19 protein-coding genes are annotated in these 19,890 nt (G+C 60.6%); 2 read left to right on the plus strand and 17 right to left on the minus strand.

The features are described from left to right. The first annotated feature begins 37 nt into the window (after window positions 1-37). Window positions 38-199 carry a choice-of-anchor Q domain-containing protein gene (locus Q7S58_RS09755; protein ID WP_304824237.1) on the plus strand — a complete coding sequence of 54 codons (162 nt, stop codon included), beginning with the start codon at window positions 38-40 and terminating at the stop codon, window positions 197-199. A 180-nt stretch (window positions 200-379) separates the two neighbouring features. Here Q7S58_RS09755 and Q7S58_RS09760 read toward each other — a convergent pair whose 3' ends face one another. The 17 genes from Q7S58_RS09760 to Q7S58_RS09840 form a co-directional block, all read right to left on the minus strand. After that, the gene (locus Q7S58_RS09760; protein WP_304824240.1) at window positions 380-628 is read right to left on the minus strand and encodes a helix-turn-helix domain-containing protein; all 249 of its coding nucleotides are present in this window, start codon (window positions 626-628) and stop codon (window positions 380-382) included. A gap of 210 nt (window positions 629-838) precedes the next feature. Next, a complete protein-coding gene (locus Q7S58_RS09765) occupies window positions 839-2,305 on the minus strand; it encodes an O-antigen ligase (protein ID WP_304824243.1) in 1,467 nt (488 codons plus the stop codon). Beyond that, window positions 2,286-3,683, minus strand: a complete 1,398-nt coding sequence (locus Q7S58_RS09770; protein ID WP_304824246.1) for a hypothetical protein — start codon at window positions 3,681-3,683, stop codon at window positions 2,286-2,288. Before Q7S58_RS09770 ends, Q7S58_RS09765 begins: the two co-directional genes overlap by 20 nt. Window positions 3,684-3,752: 69 nt before the next feature. Next, window positions 3,753-4,589 carry a hypothetical protein gene (locus Q7S58_RS09775; protein WP_304824323.1) on the minus strand — a complete coding sequence of 279 codons (837 nt, stop codon included), beginning with the start codon at window positions 4,587-4,589 and terminating at the stop codon, window positions 3,753-3,755. 43 nt (window positions 4,590-4,632) lie between these two features. Then, a complete protein-coding gene (locus Q7S58_RS09780) occupies window positions 4,633-5,871 on the minus strand; it encodes a glycosyltransferase family 4 protein (RefSeq protein ID WP_304824249.1) in 1,239 nt (412 codons plus the stop codon). Next, window positions 5,856-7,085 (minus strand): hypothetical protein, encoded by a 1,230-nt coding sequence (locus Q7S58_RS09785; RefSeq protein WP_304824251.1) that lies wholly within the window; start codon window positions 7,083-7,085, stop codon window positions 5,856-5,858. The genes Q7S58_RS09780 and Q7S58_RS09785 overlap by 16 nt, the downstream gene beginning before the upstream one ends. Further along, entirely contained in the window at window positions 7,076-7,939 is an 864-nt protein-coding gene (locus Q7S58_RS09790) for a glycosyltransferase family A protein (RefSeq protein ID WP_304824254.1), read from the minus strand. The genes Q7S58_RS09785 and Q7S58_RS09790 overlap by 10 nt, the downstream gene beginning before the upstream one ends. Further along, window positions 7,936-8,832, minus strand: a complete 897-nt coding sequence (locus tag Q7S58_RS09795; protein WP_304824257.1) for a GNAT family N-acetyltransferase — start codon at window positions 8,830-8,832, stop codon at window positions 7,936-7,938. The genes Q7S58_RS09790 and Q7S58_RS09795 overlap by 4 nt, the downstream gene beginning before the upstream one ends. A 179-nt stretch (window positions 8,833-9,011) precedes the next feature. Further along, window positions 9,012-10,469 carry a lipopolysaccharide biosynthesis protein gene (locus Q7S58_RS09800; protein WP_304824260.1) on the minus strand — a complete coding sequence of 486 codons (1,458 nt, stop codon included), beginning with the start codon at window positions 10,467-10,469 and terminating at the stop codon, window positions 9,012-9,014. 17 nt (window positions 10,470-10,486) lie between these two features. After that, entirely contained in the window at window positions 10,487-11,920 is a 1,434-nt protein-coding gene (locus Q7S58_RS09805; protein ID WP_304824263.1) for a sugar transferase, read from the minus strand. A gap of 3 nt (window positions 11,921-11,923) precedes the next feature. Beyond that, window positions 11,924-13,060, minus strand: coding sequence for a DegT/DnrJ/EryC1/StrS aminotransferase family protein (locus Q7S58_RS09810; protein ID WP_304824266.1), 1,137 nt, complete (start codon window positions 13,058-13,060; stop codon window positions 11,924-11,926). 6 nt (window positions 13,061-13,066) lie between these two features. Continuing rightward, the gene (locus Q7S58_RS09815) at window positions 13,067-13,570 is read right to left on the minus strand and encodes an acyltransferase (protein WP_304824271.1); all 504 of its coding nucleotides are present in this window, start codon (window positions 13,568-13,570) and stop codon (window positions 13,067-13,069) included. Further along, window positions 13,561-14,673, minus strand: a complete 1,113-nt coding sequence (locus Q7S58_RS09820) for a Gfo/Idh/MocA family protein (RefSeq protein WP_304824274.1) — start codon at window positions 14,671-14,673, stop codon at window positions 13,561-13,563. Before Q7S58_RS09820 ends, Q7S58_RS09815 begins: the two co-directional genes overlap by 10 nt. A gap of 1 nt (window position 14,674) precedes the next feature. Beyond that, on the minus strand, window positions 14,675-15,400 hold the full coding sequence (locus Q7S58_RS09825; protein WP_304824278.1) for a hypothetical protein: 726 nt from the start codon (window positions 15,398-15,400) through the stop codon (window positions 14,675-14,677). Continuing rightward, window positions 15,397-16,806 carry an AAA family ATPase gene (locus Q7S58_RS09830; RefSeq protein ID WP_304824281.1) on the minus strand — a complete coding sequence of 470 codons (1,410 nt, stop codon included), beginning with the start codon at window positions 16,804-16,806 and terminating at the stop codon, window positions 15,397-15,399. The genes Q7S58_RS09825 and Q7S58_RS09830 overlap by 4 nt, the downstream gene beginning before the upstream one ends. 2 nt (window positions 16,807-16,808) lie before the next feature. Continuing rightward, window positions 16,809-18,326 carry a hypothetical protein gene (locus Q7S58_RS09835; protein ID WP_304824284.1) on the minus strand — a complete coding sequence of 506 codons (1,518 nt, stop codon included), beginning with the start codon at window positions 18,324-18,326 and terminating at the stop codon, window positions 16,809-16,811. Between the two features lie 35 nt (window positions 18,327-18,361). After that, on the minus strand, window positions 18,362-19,114 hold the full coding sequence (locus Q7S58_RS09840; protein ID WP_304824287.1) for a polysaccharide biosynthesis/export family protein: 753 nt from the start codon (window positions 19,112-19,114) through the stop codon (window positions 18,362-18,364). Window positions 19,115-19,627: 513 nt separating this feature from the next. Here Q7S58_RS09840 and Q7S58_RS09845 point away from each other — a divergent pair. Next, the gene (locus tag Q7S58_RS09845; protein WP_304824290.1) at window positions 19,628-19,822 is read left to right on the plus strand and encodes a helix-turn-helix domain-containing protein; all 195 of its coding nucleotides are present in this window, start codon (window positions 19,628-19,630) and stop codon (window positions 19,820-19,822) included. The last annotated feature ends 68 nt before the right edge of the window (window positions 19,823-19,890 follow it).

Here is a 19,890-nt window from a genome sequence, read left to right on the forward strand (position 1 = left end):
CCAGTGAAGCGAGTTCAAAGGCCTATCGGTTCCGGCGATGTTCGCGTTGCTCAGTGCGGCATCGCCGGATTTTCACCTGCAATTGGGCTCGCCGTTGATCGATTCGGGGGCGCCGCTCGATTCCGTGACGACTGACTACGACGGAATGACGCGTCCCTACGGCAGGGGCTACGACGTCGGAGCGTTCGAGCGTCATTAGCGGAGGCGACGGCGGCCGAAAATCCGCTCCGCGTCACTTTCCGGTGGGAAATTGCGCGGGGCGGGCAATTTGAATCGTCCAAGGCAGATCCGGATGCCGGCGCTTAACGCAGCATCGCGTCGAATCGAGTCAAATGGCGAGTCCGATTCGTCGATCGGCAATGAAGGGTCGGGGCTGGATTCAGGCTTTCCGCAGACTCGCGGGAACGCGATGCTTCTGTAGGAAGCCCTCGACGTCGTCATGCCGGAAACGCATCATCCGGCCTATCTGATGGTACGGTAGCTGGCCGGTCTTCACCATGCGGTAGATCGTCATCTGGTTGAGCTGCAGGAGGTCCGCGAGCTGACCGACTGTGTAAAACTCGCGCGAGCCGAAAGGACTGATCTCCGCGTCTTCGGAATAATCCGCATGCCGCATCTTTGGCGCCATTGGGCGAAGGTTATGGAAAGTCATGTTTTGCGGGGGCTACCGGAACAGACGATACTCTGCTTGAGCTCGGTGATCAATACTTAGTGCGACGCTTATGTACTATTTTATCCTACTGTTCTGTCGGTTATTCCACGATCGGAGACCCATGCAAGCCGCGAATCCACGTCTGACCAGCGATCTGGGCTTCGACGCGTCACGAGATGCGGCCCGCTACAAGGCGCCGAAGGTCCGCTGGATGGGTGTTGGAGCTGGGCTGATCGATCGCAGGCGGCCGGCGAGGTCGATGCTGACGGCGTCCTCGGCGGAATCGCTTTCGATCGACAACAGGCGATTTTTCTCGCTCAGCGCCCAGATGAGCGCCAGCAACAAGCCCACGCTGTAGCGGCAGTCTCCCGCAGTGCTTTCGACCATGTTCAGCACCAGCACCGGCGCCGCGCCAATCAGGACGGCGTCTCTCAAGACCCGGGGAGCGTGGCGATCGAAGATCGCAAATCGGAGTGCCCGGAGGATGATGAATGCCCACAGCAAGGTCGCCGGAATGCCCACGCCGACCGCTCGCGACAGGTATCCGTTGTGGAGAGAGCTGCGAGGACCCTCGTTCCAGATCTCTTCCCAGAGCGGAAAATAGCGGCTCTGAAAGATCTGGCCTTCGACCTCGTAGCCATAGCCAAGTACGGGGCGCTCCTTGATAGCGTGAATCACGTATCGCCAGATCTCTGTTCGTCCGGTGAGGCTCGCTACGTCACCGCGCATCACATAGTCGCGTCCACCCTCGAGGCGGGGAAGCACGACCGTCGCCGCGATGAAGAGAATCGCCGCCAGCACGACCGCACGCAGTCCCAGTCTGCTGATGCCGAACAGGATCAGGCCGACGCTGAGCGCGATTAGAGGCGAACGGGAATCTGCCATCACGTCGAGGACAATCGCGGCCAGGCTCGCGAGGACGATCAGAAATCGAGTACGCCTCGCGGCGGCCGGCCAGCAGATCACCCCGGCAGCCACCGTGGTGAGTGCAATCTCGCCAATCTGGTTGGGACCGTTGAAGAGGCCGGCGAATCTGAGCATGCCGTTGTCGTCGAGCTTCCAGGTAATGTCGCTCGGGAGGACGATCAACGCCACCGCGGACGCGGCGATAATGATGCTCGAACCGATCCAGAAGATTCCAAACAGTTCGTAGATTTGAGCGTCGTCATCCGTGCTGGCCGTGATAGCCACAATTGTCATCAGCAGCAGCGCCGCACTGATCATCCGGCCGAACGAATAGAAGGGATAGACGGAAAAGCAAACGGTGACCGCGGCCCAAATGAAATACATCGCGTAAAGTCTGAAGCCGCCCTTCTTCAGCAGGCCGGTTTTTGCAGCGGTCGAAACATAGGGCGCGCAGAACAGCGCTAGCATCGAGTAGCGCAGAATCGGGCGCACGGAGTCGTCGATCAGACTGACGGAAGCCATCGCTTCATTCACCAGCAACGGCAGCACCAACCATCGCGTGTGATGACTCGTGAAGTTGATGGCGCCAAGCAGGCCGAATGCGATCGCGACGGCGCCGGCCGCCGCCAGCGTGGACGGCCACCGCAGGCATACGAGCACGAGAAGCGCCGCGACCGCAAAAAATCCCGGGACGACCACGCTTGTGCCGAAAATACCGCCTCGCCGATCAATGTAGGTGCTTAGCATCGGTTCTACACGACTCCCTGAGTTCAAAGGCCTTGGGCCGCGGACGACTTACTATCTCCTGCGCGATCTCTTCCAGCGACGCTGCTCGCAGGCGCTTGGCCGCGGCAAACGAGAGCACGCTATCGCTGTGAGTTCGCGTGCCTTTTCTGAGCGGCGGATAAGGCCATCGACGCATCCCGATCTCGTCGGGATGAACCACGACAATGATCGGCAGGTTCAGAGCGGCGTGGCTGAGCATCAGATCCCGGGAAAGCGACTCGCACGAGTAGCGGCGCAATACCGGAAAAACATTCGCAAACTCTTCTTCCAAAGGAACCGAACGATGCACAAACGAGGGATAGTTACTCCACGAATTGCCGGGCGGGAGCGGACCCGCGACTGTCGCCACGAAGCCGGCTTGTTTAAGAAACGATAGCGCCTCCAGGCCGAAAGCTTCGAACGGGAAAACCATGATGGGCTGGAAGTTGACGTCGAATCGGCGCGATATCCGTCCGACCATGAGGGCGCCCTGGCGCAGATCGTTCTCGAACTTGAGCGGCCCGCTATGATTGACGTGTCGTTTGAATCCGTGCCACACGATGCCGGTGTTGAACCGCTTCAGCATTTCGACGAAGCTCCGCGCCGGATAGAGCTGGTCGGGCGTCCACGCGAAGTCAACGTGCGCGCGATGGAATCGCGACTCGACATGCTCCAGCCATCGGCGAAGGTTACCTGAGTTGAGCAGATCAAAATTGGCGGGGCGGTCGTCCATGGTCAGGTTGAACGCCGGCCGCGCCGAGGGGCTGACGCCGGCGGCTATCCTGATGCTTGCTAGAGGGCCTAGCTCGCGATAGCGCTTGGCAGGGTTTGCCAGGCGGTAGAGAATCGGCGTATCCGGCGAGCCAGCCGGCGCATCCGCCAGCAAGTCGCAGATCACGTATCCCGCACCGCACCTGATCGCGAACAGGAAAGGCGCGCATTCACCGCTTTCGAACTGCGCACTCGCGAGCACCTGCCACTGGTCGGGGATGCCGCGCGCGGACGGCAGCAGGAATTCGCCACCGGAGTTCTCGCCGTGCAGAACCTCGGGCATTGGCCATCGAGCCTCGATTCGATAGGCCGTCGCCCTGCGATCCTTCACATAGAGGAAGGTCGCATCGATTAGCGGCGACAAGGTGCACTGCTGCGTTCCGTCGAAGCCGCCGCGAATATAGACAACCGCTCCCGCCTTGGCCGTTTCGCGCAATCGCACGAGCTGATCGGGGCCTAGGTAGCGCAAGGTTCGGTAGCTTAGCGCCAGCATCGCTTTGCCAGGTTTCGGGCCGGCGAACTCGAGCTGCTCGTCCGGGTCGCATCGTATGCAATCGAACCCGAACAGATATGCGTACTGCGTCGCCATCGTGGGCAACTTGCTATCGCTGGAATCGCGAACCAGCCAGCAGGACCTGCTCATACCGTTGTCCGGATCCTACTCCGCTCGCAGCGCGGGCTGGCTGGCGAGATCAAGCTGCTCGGCCGTGCGCGCGTTGGAAAGCAGGACCGCACTTAGCAGTGGAGAATCGGCGACCTTCAGAAGCAGGTTTATGTTCGGGACCACGCAATGACCGCCGATAAAGCCCGGGTAATAGCTCGTGCGCGGCAGGAAGTCGACCTCTTTGAAGAATTCAGTGATCTCGCGGTAGTCGGCGCCGACACTCGATGCGTAGCGATTCAACTCCTGCGCAAACGCGATCAGCACGCCGAAGTAAGTCGTTTCCGCAAGCTTTGCGAGTTCCAACTCCTCGGGACTATTCATTCGTTCGGTCTCAAGCCCTGCCTCGTGGAAGTGAGCTTCCGCCTGCTCGAGCGCCCTGATGTCCGAGCTTGCGACGAACTTTCGATAGTGGCGAAGCGCCGCCGCCATCTCACTATGCTTGCCGCGCACCGGACTGTAGCAGACGCTCCGTCCGGTCATCTGTTCCACCATCCGGGTGGTGCCCGGAATCACCGTGCTATTGATGATGGTCAACTCCGGCGTGAAGCGGCCTATATAAGCGGCGGCGGCCTCGACAAAGCTTTCGCGATCGCGAAATGGAAAGCAGATGTGCATGACGCCTATCGAATCGTCAAAGCTAAGAGGCTCGAGATCATGGCGCAGCACGGTTCCTTTGGTATCCAGGGCCTGAGCCAGCGGCCCGCCTACTTCACCGATGCCGACCACCAAGGTCTTTCTTTCAGTCACTATTGTTTCTCCGTGGTTTGCGGTTCCTTCCACCGGTCTTACCTTGCGGCGAGAGCTTCCGTTGCTGTCTGAATTGGTTTGCATCGGCACACCTTTCCGTCCTCAACCTTGATGGATTCGACATCTCTTAGTTCTTTCTTGCGATCTCTTCGGGATCGAGCCGGAGTAACGAGCTGCTAGCGAGTTTCGAAAGGTCCCGGTTGCGCGCCCGTTCAGGCAGGACCGAGTCGATCGCATCGAAGAAAACATCGCGCTCGTGATCCCAACTTAGCGTTCGAGCAGCTTGTCGCGCGCGGCGGGCCAGGGCGCTTCGCCGCTCAGGATGGTGATAGAGCAGCTCGATGGCCGCGGCGAGCTGGCCTACGTTGCCGGCCTCGAAGTACTGCAGAGCATCGCCCGGGAAGTAGTACTCGATGGTGCGGAGCCGCGCGCAGATGACCGGAATTCCCAGGATCATGTATTCCAGCAGTTTCACCGGAAGCATCAACTGGGTCGCTTCGGTAGCGCGATTTGGCACTAAGCCGACCGACACCTCGCCGAGCATCGAAGGCAAAGCTTCAATAGGAACCGGCGGCTTGAATGTTACCAGGCCGTCAAGCTTAAGCCGCTCCGACAGAGCCTTGACCTCGGCTAGATGATCCCCTTCACCGATGATGAGCAGCTTGAGGTCGGCCAGGCGCCCGCGCAACAGGTCGATCGCTTGCAGCGCTATGTCCAGCCCCAGGCGGCTGGTAACCGTGCCATGACAGACGATACTCATCTCCCGCTCCGCCGCTCTGACTCTCGAGCTTTGGAAGATCGCGGGGTCGGGCGAGTTCGGAACTACTCGAATCTTGCGCTCGGGTATCCCCGCCTGGGCAAGCCGATCGGCGTGCGGCTTGTGTACCGCCAGCACCCTATCGGCAAGGCTGGCGCAGAAGCGTTCTTCCAGCATCAGCAGGCGCGCTCCCAGCGCACCGCGCCTGCCGCCGAACTTGTCGCGGTATAGTTCCGGCATCGTGTCATGGACGTCCAGCACCAGGCGCGCGCCGAACGCGCGCAGCGGCAGAGCGCTTAGAATCGCCGCGTCGGGCATCGTGCAGACTATCGCGGCGTCATAGCGGCCTCGCGAATTAAGCCTGAGCGCGGTGGCAATCGCCCGCATGAAAAATTCGAGGTAGCTGCGCACGTAGCGGCTGCGGCTGTCGCCGCGATAGCGGGCTATCTTCAGGCCAACTACGTTGACTCCGCGGTGCACGCCACTTTCCGCATCGTCGAGACTGATCACGTCGACTGAGTCGCCGCGCGCCGCCAACGCTTCCGCGTGGCGCCTCACACGCCCATCACGCAGGTAGTGGGTATATGCGACTATCAGTATTCTCGACACTTGGATCTCCATGTAAGGAGGCGCTCGGAGCTTAGACGGCGTACTGCGGCTCCTTCGACATCCGGGCCCGAAACGATCGGTCTGCTCGATTTGACCTCGAGTCTCATTCGCGCGCGGCGCTGCCACCAGGCAGCCACCTCGGACGGCAGAGCGCGCCACGAGTTTCGTAGTTCACCAAGTTGCTTGAGCAGCTCTTCGTACTCGGCCAGGTAGGGCTGATGACCGTAGTAGTCAGGATGAATAAGCGTGAGGATCATACCGCCGACCGAAGCGATCCAGCGCGCCTTGGAGGTCCAGATCGGAAGAGCGTCGCGCCGCAAGAGATGAAGCAGGGTGTGATCCTGCGGAAGCGTGTAGGGCAACTCCACCATCCGGCCCAGGAAGAAAGGAAAGAGGCTACAGCAGCCGCCAGGTTGTGGTTCATAAGGGTCGGTATCCGAGAACGAGGAGTCAAAGTCGAAGTCCAGTTCCTGCAGCCATTCCAGCCGGCGCAAGGTCGAGGGCGATCGAAAGCCCCGCAACTCATGCTCGCGGGCAATCGATTCCAGCTTTGGCGCCAACGCCTGAAAATCTTCGAAGCTGCGGAACAGGCGTCCATCATGACTTAAGCCATGCGCGCCGATCTCGAAACCGCGCCTTCTAAGCTTCTCCATCCGCGGCCAATCGATCTTGTACTGAGCCAACGGTAGGTTCCAGGCCGATCTGAAACCGTACTTCTCCTCGATGTCGGCGATAGCTTCGATACGTTCGAAGCCGCGCCTGCTCTCGACGTCGTGAGTAAGAACGATGCAGCAGTCGTAGTCGTCGGGCCAGAAGCCCAGGTGCCAGCCATCCTTGCTTTGCAGCTCTGCGAGGCCGCTATCGAGCCACTCGCTCATTAGCCGAAGCAGCGCAGGCTCATATGGCCACCCCGGAAAGTCAGGACGTTCGCTGGACCTGACCAGTATCGAGTGCAGATAGTGGCGCACGCTGGCCGGCAGCAGGTGCTTGACTGGATAGTACACCTGCAGGCCCGCAGGAGGCCGGCGCATTTCCTCAGGCCGGTACTTTTCGAGCAAGTAGTGCTCGGCCGCTACCTCGCTCGCATAGTTGTGCGCCGCGAGCGGAAGCCGCCAGTTCTCAGGAAGCTTCCAGAAAGCGAATGCGTCGTTCGCAACGTCTCCGACGCTTTCGATCTCGCCGGCAGTAAAGCTCAGTTGCTTGCTCAGCGCCATATCGTCTGCAACCCCAGCAATCGGCGATGCTGATGTCGCCGGATAAACCTGATCAGGGTCTTATCGGCAGCGCGCTTCTCGTGATTCAGATAACCGCGCAAGTAACCAGCCATTAGCAGTACCGATTGCAGTACATATGGCCGGTCAGTAATCCGGTACGCGGCGCGCGCCAGCATGAACAGCGGCGAGTATCCAGCCTGGTAGGCCGCGATTCCAGGCGCCAGCCCTGCGCGCCAACGTCCACCTGCGGCGCCGGCGGGGCGATGATGGCGGGCCGTGATATGGGAGAAGCTGCGGGTCGTGAAGCCAAGCATCGACGCGCGAACTTCATCGATAGTATCCCAGCCAAGGCCGCGGGTAAGTCCACCTATCGCGCGAAAGCATTCTCTCGAATACATCTTGGTCGCGCCGCGAGTATGAAAGCCGGGAGCGCCCGCCATCTGCCATCCATCCGCGCAGGGCTCGTAAAGAACAGCACTCGCGATACCGAGCGTGGAATCGCGCTCGAATTCCCCCATCATCGATTCCGCCAGTTGCGGGCCGAAACTTAGATCGGCGTCGAGCCGGAAAATAAAGTCCAGGCTGTTTCGTTCTTCCGCAGAGAGAAACCTCATCACCACGCCTTCGCCGCCGGGTTCGCGCGGCCCTTCACGGTTAGTGTGATGAACACGAATCCACGAATACTTCGCAGCCGCTTCATCCATGATGCGAGGCGTCGCGTCGGTCGAGCCATCGTCGATCAGGATCCACACCTCGGGAAGCCTGGTTTGCGCCACCATGCTTTCAATCAGGCCTGGAAGAAATGATTCCTCATCGCGCGCGGGCGTGACCGCCAGATAACTATTCTGTCTCATACGATGTACTGATACAGCATCGAGCCTAGTAGCCGCGTTACTGAAAGCGGAAGACGGCGCCACACCATTGATAACCTTAGTTGAGAGTCGGCAAGCACCTCAGGACTTACATGCGCCGGAACCTGCGGCAGATAGGAGTACGGAAGCGGATGCGGCTTCGCACCCATCTCCTTTTTGAAGCGGCTAAGGCCGGTGTTGCGAGTATCGGTGCGGCCTAGATGCATGAACCGGCACTGCTGCGCATACTCAGCCAGGACAGCGGCTACCAGCCGATGATTCGCACCCATCGGAGTTGGTTGAATTCTCGCGGACCATTTGTAGTGGATGTCCTCGCCGTCGCGCAGCAGCACGGTCGCAGCGATCGCCATGCCTCGCTGCGATACGGACCACACCTCAAGGTTGTCGTTAGGGGCGAACGCATCGTAAACCGCTTGAAAGAAGCGCCACGGCTGCGCAGGTACTCCCAGTCGACGGCGCGTTTCCAGCGCGAGCCGATAAAATCGCATGAGACCAGGCAGCCCGCGATCAACCTTGATTGCAAACGATCCTTCGCGGCCGCGATGCAGTTGTCGTCTGAAGTTGGATCCCAATCCGCGCTCGATGAGGCTAAGCGGCCGGTCAAGGTCAAGCATCCAGTCCGCAAAGCAGGTCGCTTTCCGCCATGGCTCGGGCGCACTCCAACCTCTGATTTCGACCAGGCCCTCGGCCGCCAGGCGCGATTGAGCGATAGCGGCGAGAAGCTGTTCGCGCGCACCCTCGTCGCGCGCCAGCGGAGGCGACGAATCGGAGCACGGAAGGCTGGTCCATTTGCGAACGAACGGATTCTTTCCACGCGCGAAGAGGCATGCGGCTACAAGGCGACCGTTGCTATCGCGCAAAGTGGCTGCAACCATTTTGAATCCATAAGCGTTAGTGAGAGCCGTAAGCCAGCGGTCACTCTGATAGATTGTCGCCTCCGGACACAAACTGGCCAATCGAGCCCACTCGGGCCGAATCTGCACAAACGGTTCGATCGCCAGTTCCAATCCAGACGAATACAGCGCGCCGGAATCGATTCGTTGCGGTAGCGTTGTCAATTGACCGCCTCCGGAGTTATCGCACCCTGGATCAAATCCCGCGCAGTGTTCATTCCGAACCACACGAAAGTAAGGAGGCAAATCAGAACGATCAGCGCCAGAGCCATCAGGCCCTGAACCTGGAGAACACCTACCAGCAACACGCCCGCGATTGCACCCAGCCCGCACACAAGCGCCAGCTTCATTCCGCCACCGCAGGCCCTCAGCCAATCGAGCAAGCTCATCTCGATAAGGCGGCCCGCCAGCAACTGCCCGCCAATACTCACCAACGCTTCGACTGCGCTCATCGCGATGCAGACTCCAATTAGTCCGAACCTGACCGTACTCGTGACGGCTAGCACGACTAGTACGAGACGCGCGCCGTGAAGGTAGATGTCGAACGAAGGGTGGTCCTTGGTATAGTAGATGGATCCGATGGCAAGCCGCAGTCCGGCGAGGCTCAGGCCGACCGCTAGAATCCTGAGCGGCGCCGCGGCTCGTATCCATTGATTCCCGTAGAGACCGGCCAGCACGTATGGCGCCGCGATCGCCGTACACGTCATCATCGGCAAAATCAGCTTTGCAAGGTAGCCCGTAAACTCGCGATAGGCGCGCGCCAGTGCGCGGTTGTCGTGCTGAAGCCGGCAGAAGGTCGGCAGCGTGACGCGTCCGGCGACGTAGTAAAGGCGGTCAGGTACGAAACGCAGAAGATCCCAGGCTATCACATAGTAGCCGAGGGTTTGACTACCTAGCAGGCGTCCGACCAGCAGGTAGTCAGCGTTGCCGGATACAACGCCAAGCACTCGGCCACCCCAGACACTGACCGAGAAACGAAACAGCTCGCGAGCTGCGGAAAGTCTCGGAAGCCGCCTCGGCAGGAATGGCTCGCAGCACCAGACCACCAAGCCGTGAAAGGTGAGTCGTGCGCCCAGCGCCGCTACCAGGCTCCAGCGCGGAAGCCCGAGCCAGATCATAAGCAGCGCGCCGCACAAAAAGGCCAGCTCGGCCGAGAAATCCGCCGTGGCCAGGGCGCTGAACCTTAGTTGCCGCCGCAAGCGAGCGTTCGCGATCGATGACGTCGCATCGATTAGCACCGGGATCGCCAGCAGGGTAAGTGAAGTCGTCAGCATCGGCATCGCCATCGCCGACGCAATCAGTCCCGCAATCGCGCAAAGCAGCGTCGCTGCTCCAGCAGACAGGACAAGATTGAGCCACCACGCCGTGGACTCATGGTCACTGTCGAGTTCCTTGCGCTGGATAATCGCGTCCGGGATGCCAGCGTTGGCGACCATTCCGACCAGAAGCGTCGAAGTGATCAATATTCTCAAGATGCCGAAATCGGCTGGCTGCAGAGTTCGCGCCAGGAAGATAAAGCCTCCGATGCGAATTCCCTGTGAAAATACTTCGGCCAGCACGTTGACTCGCACGTTGCGCACGAACGCTGCCCAGAGAAATTCGTCGGCGGCTTCCGCCATTCTCAAGTTCTCTTTGATCAATGGCCACCACCGTTGAACAGCGCAGGAATGGTGCGCATCATGATGCGCAGGTCTTCACTTAGGGACCACCCTTCCAGGTATTTGATGTCGAGCCGAACCATTTCTTCAAAGGACAGCGAATTGCGCCCGCTGACCTGCCATAGCCCGGTGATTCCCGGCAAAGCCGCCAGCCTAGAGCGATGCCAGTCCTCGTATAGCTCAAGCTCATAGCTCAGAGCGGGGCGCGGACCGATTAGACTCATCTCGCCGCGTAACACGTTGATAAGTTGTGGCAACTCGTCGAGGCTGAAGCGGCGCAGGATGCGACCTACCCGGGTTATCCTCGGATCCGCAGTCAGTTTGTAGACTTTCTGGTCGCCGTTGTGAGCGGCGGCGGGCGCGCTGTCGCGAATCCAGCGGCGGACATAATCCTGGTGCGGCGCCTCGGAACCGTCAGCGCGCATGGTTCGAAACTTCAGCAGCTTGAAGGGCTTTCCATAGAGTCCAATCCGCGACTGATGGAACAGCACCGGGCGTCCGTCGAACAGCAGGATAGCCAAGGCCGCGGCCAGCATCGCAGGCGCCGCGATTACCAATGCCACCGCGGTCGCCGTGATGTCGCAGGCGCGCTTAATCAGGAAGTTGAGCCCCTGGATGTTGCAGGATCGAGGACCTATGAGCGGAATAACACCGACGTTGTCCACCCTGAGCCCGGAAGGAAACGCGCGCGCAAGGGCAGGCATCAGTCGCCAACGCACGTTGTTATGCTCGCAAAGCTTGACGACCTTCTCGGTGAGTTCGGCCGGGCCGTCAGGAAGGACGATCGCAACTTCGAGGTTGTTGTGCTTTTGGGCCAGCGCCGGGATTTCATCCGACCCTCCAAGGACGGAGCGCCCCGCATGACTGCCCGTTTTCACTTCCAGGTCGAGAAAGCCAATTACCTGACACTGCTTGAAGTAGATATCCAGTTGCTCGCATAGGTATCGGCCGAACGAATTGAAGCCTAGAATTACGATCGGTCTCGCGAAGTTAGGATGGGTGCGGAACTGGCTTAGCAGGCCGCTGACCAGTCCGCGCGCCGCCAGGATAAAGATGAAGCCGAATCCAACTACCATTCCTGCAAGGACGCGCGGCGGCTCGCCATGCAGTACAAAGCCGATGGAAAGTACCAGCACTATCGCGGCCAAGGCGCTCTTGAATACGCAAGCAAAGTGCTCCCAGGTTCCCGGCCGCTGCTCATAGAGGCCTAGCGCGCGACCGCTAACGAACCAGATGCTTACCAGCGCGAGGGTCGTCAGGATGATCGGCAGATGATTCGCCGGAGACAGGAAGCGCGGCGGCGTTCCGCGCACGTCGTTGACGAAGCCCGCGAGCACGATCGCTGCCAGAATCGCCAATGCGTCCGTCGCGGCGAACAGCGCCTTTTCCTTGCGTAGTTCGATTTCAAACATGGCTTAAAGCTCGGCCAGGGCTCCCTTCACCACGGTTGCCACGCGATGGACTTCCTGCGGCCGCAGGTGCGGATGCATTGGCAGCGAAAGGACACTATCAGCTACGCTCTCGCTGACCGGAAAATCGCCCGCCCTGTAGCCCTGGTCGCGGCACGCGGGCTGCAAATGCACCGGCACCGGATAATGGATTCCGCACTGGATCTGATCGGCCAGCATCGCCGTGCGAAGCGCGTCGCGCTTCGGCGTGCGCACTACGAACAGATGGTAGCTCGATTCGAAACCTTCAGGCTCCAGCGGAAGTCTAAGACCGCTGCGGCCCAGCAGCTCGCGATAGTGAGCGGCGACTCTGCGGCGCTTCTCGTTCCATTCGTCGAGCCGCTCGAGCTTGGCGCGCAACACTGCCGCCTGCACGGTATCCATGCGTGAGTTGTAGCCGAAGGCGCTATGCGCGTAATGAGAGATGCGGCCGTGATCGCCCAGGTTAGCTACGGTTCGGGCTAGCGCGTCGTCGTTGGTCGCGATCGCACCGGCGTCGCCCCACGCGCCCAGGTTCTTGCCGGGATAGAAGCTGAAGCACGCGGCGTCGCCCAGCGCGCCCGCACGCACCCACCTGCCCTCGATATTGATCTTGGCGCCGTGCGCCTGGCATGCATCCTCGATCAACTTGATGCCGTACTTCGTCGCGATCTCGCGCAACTCGACCATGTGAGCGGGCAGCCCATAAAGATGCACCGGCAGAATCGCTCGTATTCGCCGACCAGATCGGCGAGCTTCGTCGAGGAATTGCAGCAGCGCCGGGATGCTCATGTTGCAGGTGTCGGGATCGATATCGACAAAGGCCGGACGCGCGCCGGTCTGAACTATCGCCGCAACCGTCGCGATGAAGGTCATCGGTACGGTGACGACCTCATCCCCCGGCCCGATCCCCATCGCCAGCATGGTAAGCCTAAGTGCGTCGGTTCCGCTGCTGACGCCGACCACGTGACGCACTCCCAGGTAGTCGGCGAATTCCTTTTCGAAGGCGGCGATCGACGCACCACCCACGTATGCAGTTTTCTCGCGGATCGACGCGAGTTCGGGCGTCAATCGCGCTTCGATCTCTTGATCCTGCGCTGCCAAATCCAGGAACTTGATCGTCATCTGCGCTTACCTCGACTGCATGTCTACGGTCTTGTTGAACGATCGGGCGGGGTGGCCAGCCACAAGGGTGCGGGCGGGAACATTCCTCGTGACCAGCGCACCCGCGCCGATCATTGCTCCTTCCCCGATCTCGATTCCGCAAAGGATGATCGAGCCGCTGCCTATCGACGCGCCGCGGCGAACCAGGGTTCGCTCCAGCTTCCAGTCCTTCTCGCTTTGAGCCGAGCCATCGGCGTTGGTTGCTCTTGGATAGCGGTCGTTGATGAACACCACTCCGTGCCCGATGAAAACTTCGTCCTCGATCGTCACGCCGGAGCAAACAAAGGTGTGACTCGAGATCTTGCATCGTGCACCGATCACCGCGTCGCGCTGCACTTCTACGAACGCACCCAGGCGCGAATCGTCGCCGATCGCGCAGCCGTAGAGATTCACGAACGGTGCGAGCTGGACCCGTACGCCGAATCGCACATCGTCCGCGACGCAGGCGTTGGCTGGCATCATCATTCCCATCCGAAAGCCTCCTGGCTCACCGGGACGCGCTGCCCGCCGTTGCTCAACGAAATATCCGCCGCCTCGAGCACGCTAACGACGCGCAGACCACTTACGCCGTCCGACTTAGGCACCTTGCCGGTATGGATGCAGTCGATGAAGTGCTCACATTCGACCTTGAGCGGTTCAGCTTCCTCGATTCTCGGAATCTGGATGTCGCCGTAGCGATAAGAAAGCTGAAATTCACCATAGGTGTCGTAGTGAGGCTGGAAGGTCACGCCTTTGTCGTAGATCCGGATCTTTTCCTGCAAGGCGGTATCGTCGTAAACGACCATCTTGTGCGAACCCACGATCGTCGCGCGCCGGATCTTGTTCGGATCGAGCCAGCTAACATGGATGAACGCGATCACGCCGTTGGGAAAATGGAGCGTCAGCAGCGCGACGTCTTCCACCTTGCTCCGGTAGTGGCTTTGTCCCTGGCATGCGACCGATTCCGGCATCTGCCCGAGCAGCATCAGAATGATCGAGATATCATGGGTCGCAAGGTCCCACGCCACGTTGATATCGCGTTGAAAGAGACCCAGGTTGGCGCGCACCGAACTGATGTAAAGGATCTCGCCCAGCTCGCCGGATTCGATAAGCTCCCGCGCCTTCAGGACCGGCGCGCTGTACTCGAAGGTGTGGCCAACCATCAGCGTGCGCTGACGCCGGCGCGAGAGGCGCACCAGTTCGGCCGCCTGCTTCAAGGATATCGCGAGCGGCTTTTCGACCAGCACCGCCTTGCCTTCTTCAAGGAAGCGGCGCGCGATCTCGTAGTGGCTGTTGACCGGCGTCGCTACCACCACCGCTTCGACGTCCGGATCGTTCAGTACGTCGTCTACTGATTCGACCGCCTTCACCTCGGGGTAAAGCTTCGCGATTTGCTCCCGCCGCGCCGCGCTCAAGTCGCAGCACACGATTTGATCGGCTTGCTGTAGCTGGCTGATTACGCGAACCCAGTTAGGCCCCCAATAGCCCAGACCTACAACTGCGATAGCTTTCAGGCGCGCAGGCTTCGCGCTCCTTTCAACGCTTTGCGCAAGGGGCGACCCATTACCGTTGGAAACTTGTTCGATCAGGGACACATCAACCTCCGATTCCGATTATTCGCCGAAGCCATTCGGGGATAGGGTTTTGGACCGCGTTGAAGATCACGCCGATCGCCGGATGGTTTGCGGCGGTGAATGCCCGCACAGCGCCGAGCAAGTGGCGTCGTTCCGTATGCCCGTAGCGCGCCACCAGCATCACGATGTCCGCGGGCCTGATCAGCCGGAGCAAGGAGGGATCGAGCCTGGCGACGCCGAGATCGACTACTGCGGCGCGATAGCGCGGCAGCGTCGCGTTCACATCCTGGATGAGCTGTTCGGTAGCTTGCCCGAGCGTGTTGAGCATCAGGTCAAGCCGCGGCAATCCGGTGTTCCTGATTAGCGAGCCGCTGCGCTCGCTGATGGCGGTATCGTTGCGAGGGAAGACGTTCTGCAGGCCGGGATGCTGCAAGTGGGCATCGACCAGCGCGGTTGGCAATCCCAGCCGCTGACTTAAGTCGAGCGCGATTGCCGCCGCGACGCTCGAAGCGCCGTCGCCGGGATTGCAGCCGGCGACGAACAATCGAGAACCATCAGTCACGCTGGCGAGGGCGGAGAATTGCTCGGCCAGGTGATAGAGTCCTTCGTCCCGCGCCAGCTCGGCAGCCACGGCCTGGATGTTCGGCACCAACGACAGCCTCACCGTGCGCACTTGCCCGGAGAGACGCTCGGTGGACCCGGGCGGCGATGCCGCCCGCTGCTGCAATGCTCCAAAGAACTTGCTCATTGTGCACTCTCGCGCCTCCCTTCACTCGTAGTGAGCCGAATCCGTTCACCCGGATAGATAAGGTTTGCGTCTTTGATTTCTGGATTGGCCGCGACCAGTTGTGCGACGTCGAGTCCTTCCGCCGAATCGCCAAAGCGCTCAGCGATTCCGGAAAGCGTGTCGCCCAACTGAACCACCACTTCCCGGGCTCCGCCGGCGTTCAGCGAATTCGGCAAGCTCGTGTCCCGGTGTTTCGCTGCAAGGTCTTCTTCCGCGTCCGCTCCGATCGGCCCAGGCACTTCGGGAGCCATCGCTTGCGCGCCGAACGGCGCAGGAGTTTTGACGGCTGGGCCAGGTGCGGAAGAGGTCGCGGCGATTTTAGTCAGCGTCGGCGCGGACAATCCGCTGGCGAAATCCTCTGCAACTGGCTTCGATGCCGCCGCCAGGACTGGCGGGTCGAACAAGCGATCCAATGGCATCGTTCGAGCCAATCGCTTGGAAGGCGCCCGATACCGCGCCGGTTCACTCGGCGACGCGCCGCGATACAGAACGCCGGATACAACTCCGGCCGCGAGCAGCATCGCGGGCAGCAGCGCGCGGCGCCAGATCTGGCCGACCGGTTGCGACGGCGGTGCCGCCAACGGCACGCTCGACTGATCGCATTCCAGCGCGGCCGCCACCGCGTGATTCGGCCGCACCCGCTTCGAGCCAGCGCTGTACGCAAACAGCATCGCGTTGTGCGACAGGATGTTGATCCGGCGCGGGATGCCGTGACTGGTGCGAGCGATCGCGCGCAGCGCTCGCCTGGTGAAAATCCGCCGGGCATCGCCGCCCGCCGCCCGTATCCGATGTTGCAGGTAGTCGGCCGTCTCCGCCGATCCAAACGGAGCCAGCACCGCGCGCACTGCGATCCGCTGATTGAGTTGACGCAGTTCGGGAGAGCTCAGTCGCTCCAGCAACTCGGGCTGGCCGGCCAGCATCAACTGCAAGCGTTCGGGGTTCGAGTTCGACAGCAGCCGGAATTCCTCCAACCCTTCATCGCTCAACTGCTGAGCTTCATCGATCACCACCACCACTCGCTGACGTTCGGCGGCGTGACCCAGCGCTTCCAGCATCCGCGCGCGACCTTCAGGAACAGCCAGCTTGAGCTGCTGCAGGATGCTTCGCAGCAGTTCGTCGAACGGCAGCCGCGGATGGTCGATCAGAGCGATACGGATGCCGCCGGTTTCGCGCGAGAAGAGTTCGCGAATCACGGTCGTCTTGCCGGTGCCGACGTCGCCGCTCAGCAGCACCAGCCCGGTCGGATCGGAAAGTCCCCACTGCAGCGCCGCGAGCGCTTCCCGGTGACTGCGGCTGGCGAAGAAGAACTCCGCGCCGGGCGCCTGCCGAAACGGATTGTCGTGCAGACCAAAGTAGTCGTGATACATGATCAAAGCGCGTCCGAAAGTTGTGCCACCGCTGGCAGTCCGCTGACCTGTTTGATCGCCCGCGCCGAATACAACTTCGGATCGCGCTGTTCCTCCGCGTAGGCCGCGGCCAACCCAAAGGCCGCCGCGGCGATTAGACCGACCAGCAGGTTCAGCATGACGTTGGGAAAATCCGGCCGCAGCGGCAGATTTGCCGGCTGTGCGATACTGACGTTCAGAATCTTGCTCTGGTTGAGCGCTTGCGCTGCGCGCGCTTCCTCGCCCTTGCGCAGGTAGGAGAGGTAGGCTTCCTTGTTGGAATCGACCTGGCGCTGCTGGCGCTCCACCGCAAGGCCGTCGCGGCTCATCGTGTTCAGCTCCTCGCGATACTTTTCCACCTGCTTGTTCAGTTCCGCTGCATTGGCGGCCAGCGACGCCGCTGTGGTCCGCGCCTCGACCAACTGCGAGTCAAGCGTGACCCATACCGGATTGATGTCGGTGGTGGTCTCCTGCACTTCCATCTTGTTTTCGCGATTCAGGATGCCGCGCGCCGAAGCGAGCTTCGCGTCGATCTCGCGAATCCGGCTGCTGCCCGGCTGGTAGCGGCTCAGCAGCTCGGCCCGCTCCGCCTCGAGCTGCAGCACCTGCGGCTTGATTTGCTGCAGCGCGAGATTCTGCACAATGCGCGATTCCTTGATGAGCCGCGGCGAAGTGGAATCGAGCTGCCGTTCGAGCGACGCGATCTGTTCGCGCGTCGCGGCGGCTTGCGCCGTGGTCTTGCGCCGTTCCGCCTCGAAGGTGGAAAGCTGGGTTACCAGCGCCGCCCTTTGCCCGCTCAGATCGCTGATCCCGGTCTGCATCTGCATCGCTTGCAGTCCTTGCTCGGACTTGTGCAGGCGCGCTTCGAGGAGCTCGGCCTGGTTGCGAAAGAATTGCTCCGCGTTGGGATCGTGCGAGACCAGCGCATGCAGTTCGAGGTAGCGCTCGATCAGATGGCTCAAGAACATCTGACTCCAACGCGCGTCGTTGAACTTGAACGACAGTTCGATGATGTTCGAGCGCTTGATCACCGAGGCGGACAGCTTGTCGGCGAGCTTGATCGCGAGTTGTTCGCGGGATGTGAGCGGGCGCACCTGGTGCAGCGCGTCATAACTGAAGGCCGGCAGCGAGATGAGCGATCTCGTCAGATCGACCGCCTTGTGCAGCGCGCCGTTATCCGGAGCGCCGGAAGGCAGGTCGCTCAGCGTTTGCTCGATCAGGAACTCGCTGGTTAGAAGCTCAACCTCGGAATTCAGGTCCTGCTCGCTCACAGGACTGCTAACGACCGTCGGCTGGTTCGATAGATTTTCCTGCAACCCCGGCGAGACCAATAGCTGGGCCCGGTTATCCTGCACCAGGATCTTGCTCGTCGAGCGATAGACCGGCGGCCAGATCAGCGTGCCCAGCAACACCAGGCCCATCACGATTCCGATCACCTCGAGAAAGATCGTTCGGCGCCGGAAAGGCAGTTCTGTCCAGAATTGAAGTGACTCGTACTTCATGATGCGCTCCCCCCCGAAAGGGTTAAGTGAAGCCCCTAGAGAATCGGCATGAACGGCTGCACCGGCAGCAGATCCTTCACGTATTGCTTCATGAACAAGTCGATGCTCGCGATTTTGCTGCGCGGAACCACCAGCAGATCGCCGGGCAACAACTGGGCGTCTTCCTCGTTGTCGTGGTCCTTCTTCTGGCTGAGTACCTTGCCGATCTGCAGCCGCACGCCGTGCGGCTGGCCGCAGAAGTCGCGCCGGATCAGCACCACGTCGTTGGGATTGGCGCCATCCGAAAAACCACCCGCTTGCGCGATCGCGCCCAGCGCCGTCATATCCGGCTGCAGCGGGACGGCCGCGGGATGGTCCACCTGTCCTTGCACGAATACCACCCGGCTCGGGCTGTTCTTCACCACCACGCTTACGCCCGGCTCCAGCAGCTCGCTCGAATAGGCTTTGTTCAGCCGCGCGCTCAGCTCGGTCGGCGAGAGTCCGCGCGCTTCCGGGTCACCCACCACGCGCATGCTGATTTTGCCGTCGGGCCGCACGATAACTTCGGTGTCGAACTCGGGATTACGGTAGAAAGTGATCGCCAGGTCGTCGCCGGCCTGGATTCGGTAGTTCTGCCGTTCATCCGACGGCGACTTATAGTTCGCGCTCATCACGCACCCGGTCTCCGCCGGCTCGCTGGCGGCGATCGAGACATCTCCCTTCATATCGGTGGCGGCGCACCCGGCGGCCAGCAGCACGAATGTGGCTAGTAGCGCATTTCTGATCGCGGCCGAGGCTTTCTGCGACATGACGTTTCCGCTCCTGAACAGACGTGAAGAGAGACCGATGATGACTAGTTCTTAGTAGGTTATTAAATTAAAGTCAATCAAAATCTATTCAAACACAGATTAAGATAGTAGAGCAGTCTCGATTACGGCGCGCGAGCAGAGCATTCTGCCGCGGCAAAAACTGCTTCAAGGCCGTTGATTCCCGCAATTTCAGCCCGGAAACGAGGTTCGAGAATCGCGCTCGCGCGGTCGCCAAGTCGGGCGCCCCCGACCCGAGGGAGCCCATCACGCTTTTAATATGTATATTTATCTTTGACTTTCTTTTTCTATAATGCTTATAACTTCAATATCGTTTGGTTAACCCCAAGGAAAGGGCTTTTTAGGTTCCAGCTAATCGCCACATGACGCGGAAATCGGTTTTGTCGAGCAGGATCTTCCGCGCCATCCAGGCTCGTAGTTGGTCACAGTCAAATGGGACGTCGTTTGCTCAAGTCCGGCAGCGACCTCAGCCGGAACTCTCGTAGGCACTGGCCGATGGAAAGATACCCGGAGATCCTTACCGTTACTCAGTTGGCGGAGTATCTGCAGTGCGACAAATCGACGATCTATCGTCTGATCAAAAGCGGTGAGATACCGGCCTTCCGCGTGGGATCCAACTGGCGATTCAGGCGCGAGGTAATCGCGCAATGGCTTGAGCAGCGCAGCCGGCCCAAGAAGAACGGCTCGTAGACCCCCCTCCTTCTTCCAGCAACGACTCGACTATTCGATCTTTCTTTCTCTCGACGGTCGCGGAAATC

This window comes from Candidatus Binatus sp. (genome assembly GCF_030646925.1).
Lineage (GTDB): Bacteria > Desulfobacterota > Binatia > Binatales > Binataceae > Binatus.

Bases quoted from the DNA above. Each gene is read 5' to 3' on its own strand.
- Q7S58_RS09755 (WP_304824237.1), top strand. From the start codon at position 38: ATGTTCGCGTTGCTCAGTGCGGCATCGCCGGATTTTCACCTGCAATTG.
- Q7S58_RS09760 (WP_304824240.1), bottom strand. From the start codon at position 628: ATGGCGCCAAAGATGCGGCATGCGGATTATTCCGAAGACGCGGAGATC.
- Q7S58_RS09765 (WP_304824243.1), bottom strand. From the start codon at position 2,305: ATGCTAAGCACCTACATTGATCGGCGAGGCGGTATTTTCGGCACAAGC.
- Q7S58_RS09770 (WP_304824246.1), bottom strand. From the start codon at position 3,683: ATGGCGACGCAGTACGCATATCTGTTCGGGTTCGATTGCATACGATGC.
- Q7S58_RS09775 (WP_304824323.1), bottom strand. From the start codon at position 4,589: ATGCAAACCAATTCAGACAGCAACGGAAGCTCTCGCCGCAAGGTAAGA.
- Q7S58_RS09785 (WP_304824251.1), bottom strand. From the start codon at position 7,085: ATGGCGCTGAGCAAGCAACTGAGCTTTACTGCCGGCGAGATCGAAAGC.
- Q7S58_RS09790 (WP_304824254.1), bottom strand. From the start codon at position 7,939: ATGAGACAGAATAGTTATCTGGCGGTCACGCCCGCGCGCGATGAGGAA.
- Q7S58_RS09795 (WP_304824257.1), bottom strand. From the start codon at position 8,832: ATGGTTGCAGCCACTTTGCGCGATAGCAACGGTCGCCTTGTAGCCGCA.
- Q7S58_RS09800 (WP_304824260.1), bottom strand. From the start codon at position 10,469: ATGGCGGAAGCCGCCGACGAATTTCTCTGGGCAGCGTTCGTGCGCAAC.
- Q7S58_RS09805 (WP_304824263.1), bottom strand. From the start codon at position 11,920: ATGTTTGAAATCGAACTACGCAAGGAAAAGGCGCTGTTCGCCGCGACG.
- Q7S58_RS09810 (WP_304824266.1), bottom strand. From the start codon at position 13,060: ATGACGATCAAGTTCCTGGATTTGGCAGCGCAGGATCAAGAGATCGAA.
- Q7S58_RS09815 (WP_304824271.1), bottom strand. From the start codon at position 13,570: ATGGGAATGATGATGCCAGCCAACGCCTGCGTCGCGGACGATGTGCGA.
- Q7S58_RS09825 (WP_304824278.1), bottom strand. From the start codon at position 15,400: ATGAGCAAGTTCTTTGGAGCATTGCAGCAGCGGGCGGCATCGCCGCCC.
- Q7S58_RS09830 (WP_304824281.1), bottom strand. From the start codon at position 16,806: ATGTATCACGACTACTTTGGTCTGCACGACAATCCGTTTCGGCAGGCG.
- Q7S58_RS09835 (WP_304824284.1), bottom strand. From the start codon at position 18,326: ATGAAGTACGAGTCACTTCAATTCTGGACAGAACTGCCTTTCCGGCGC.
- Q7S58_RS09840 (WP_304824287.1), bottom strand. From the start codon at position 19,114: ATGTCGCAGAAAGCCTCGGCCGCGATCAGAAATGCGCTACTAGCCACA.
- Q7S58_RS09845 (WP_304824290.1), top strand. From the start codon at position 19,628: ATGGAAAGATACCCGGAGATCCTTACCGTTACTCAGTTGGCGGAGTAT.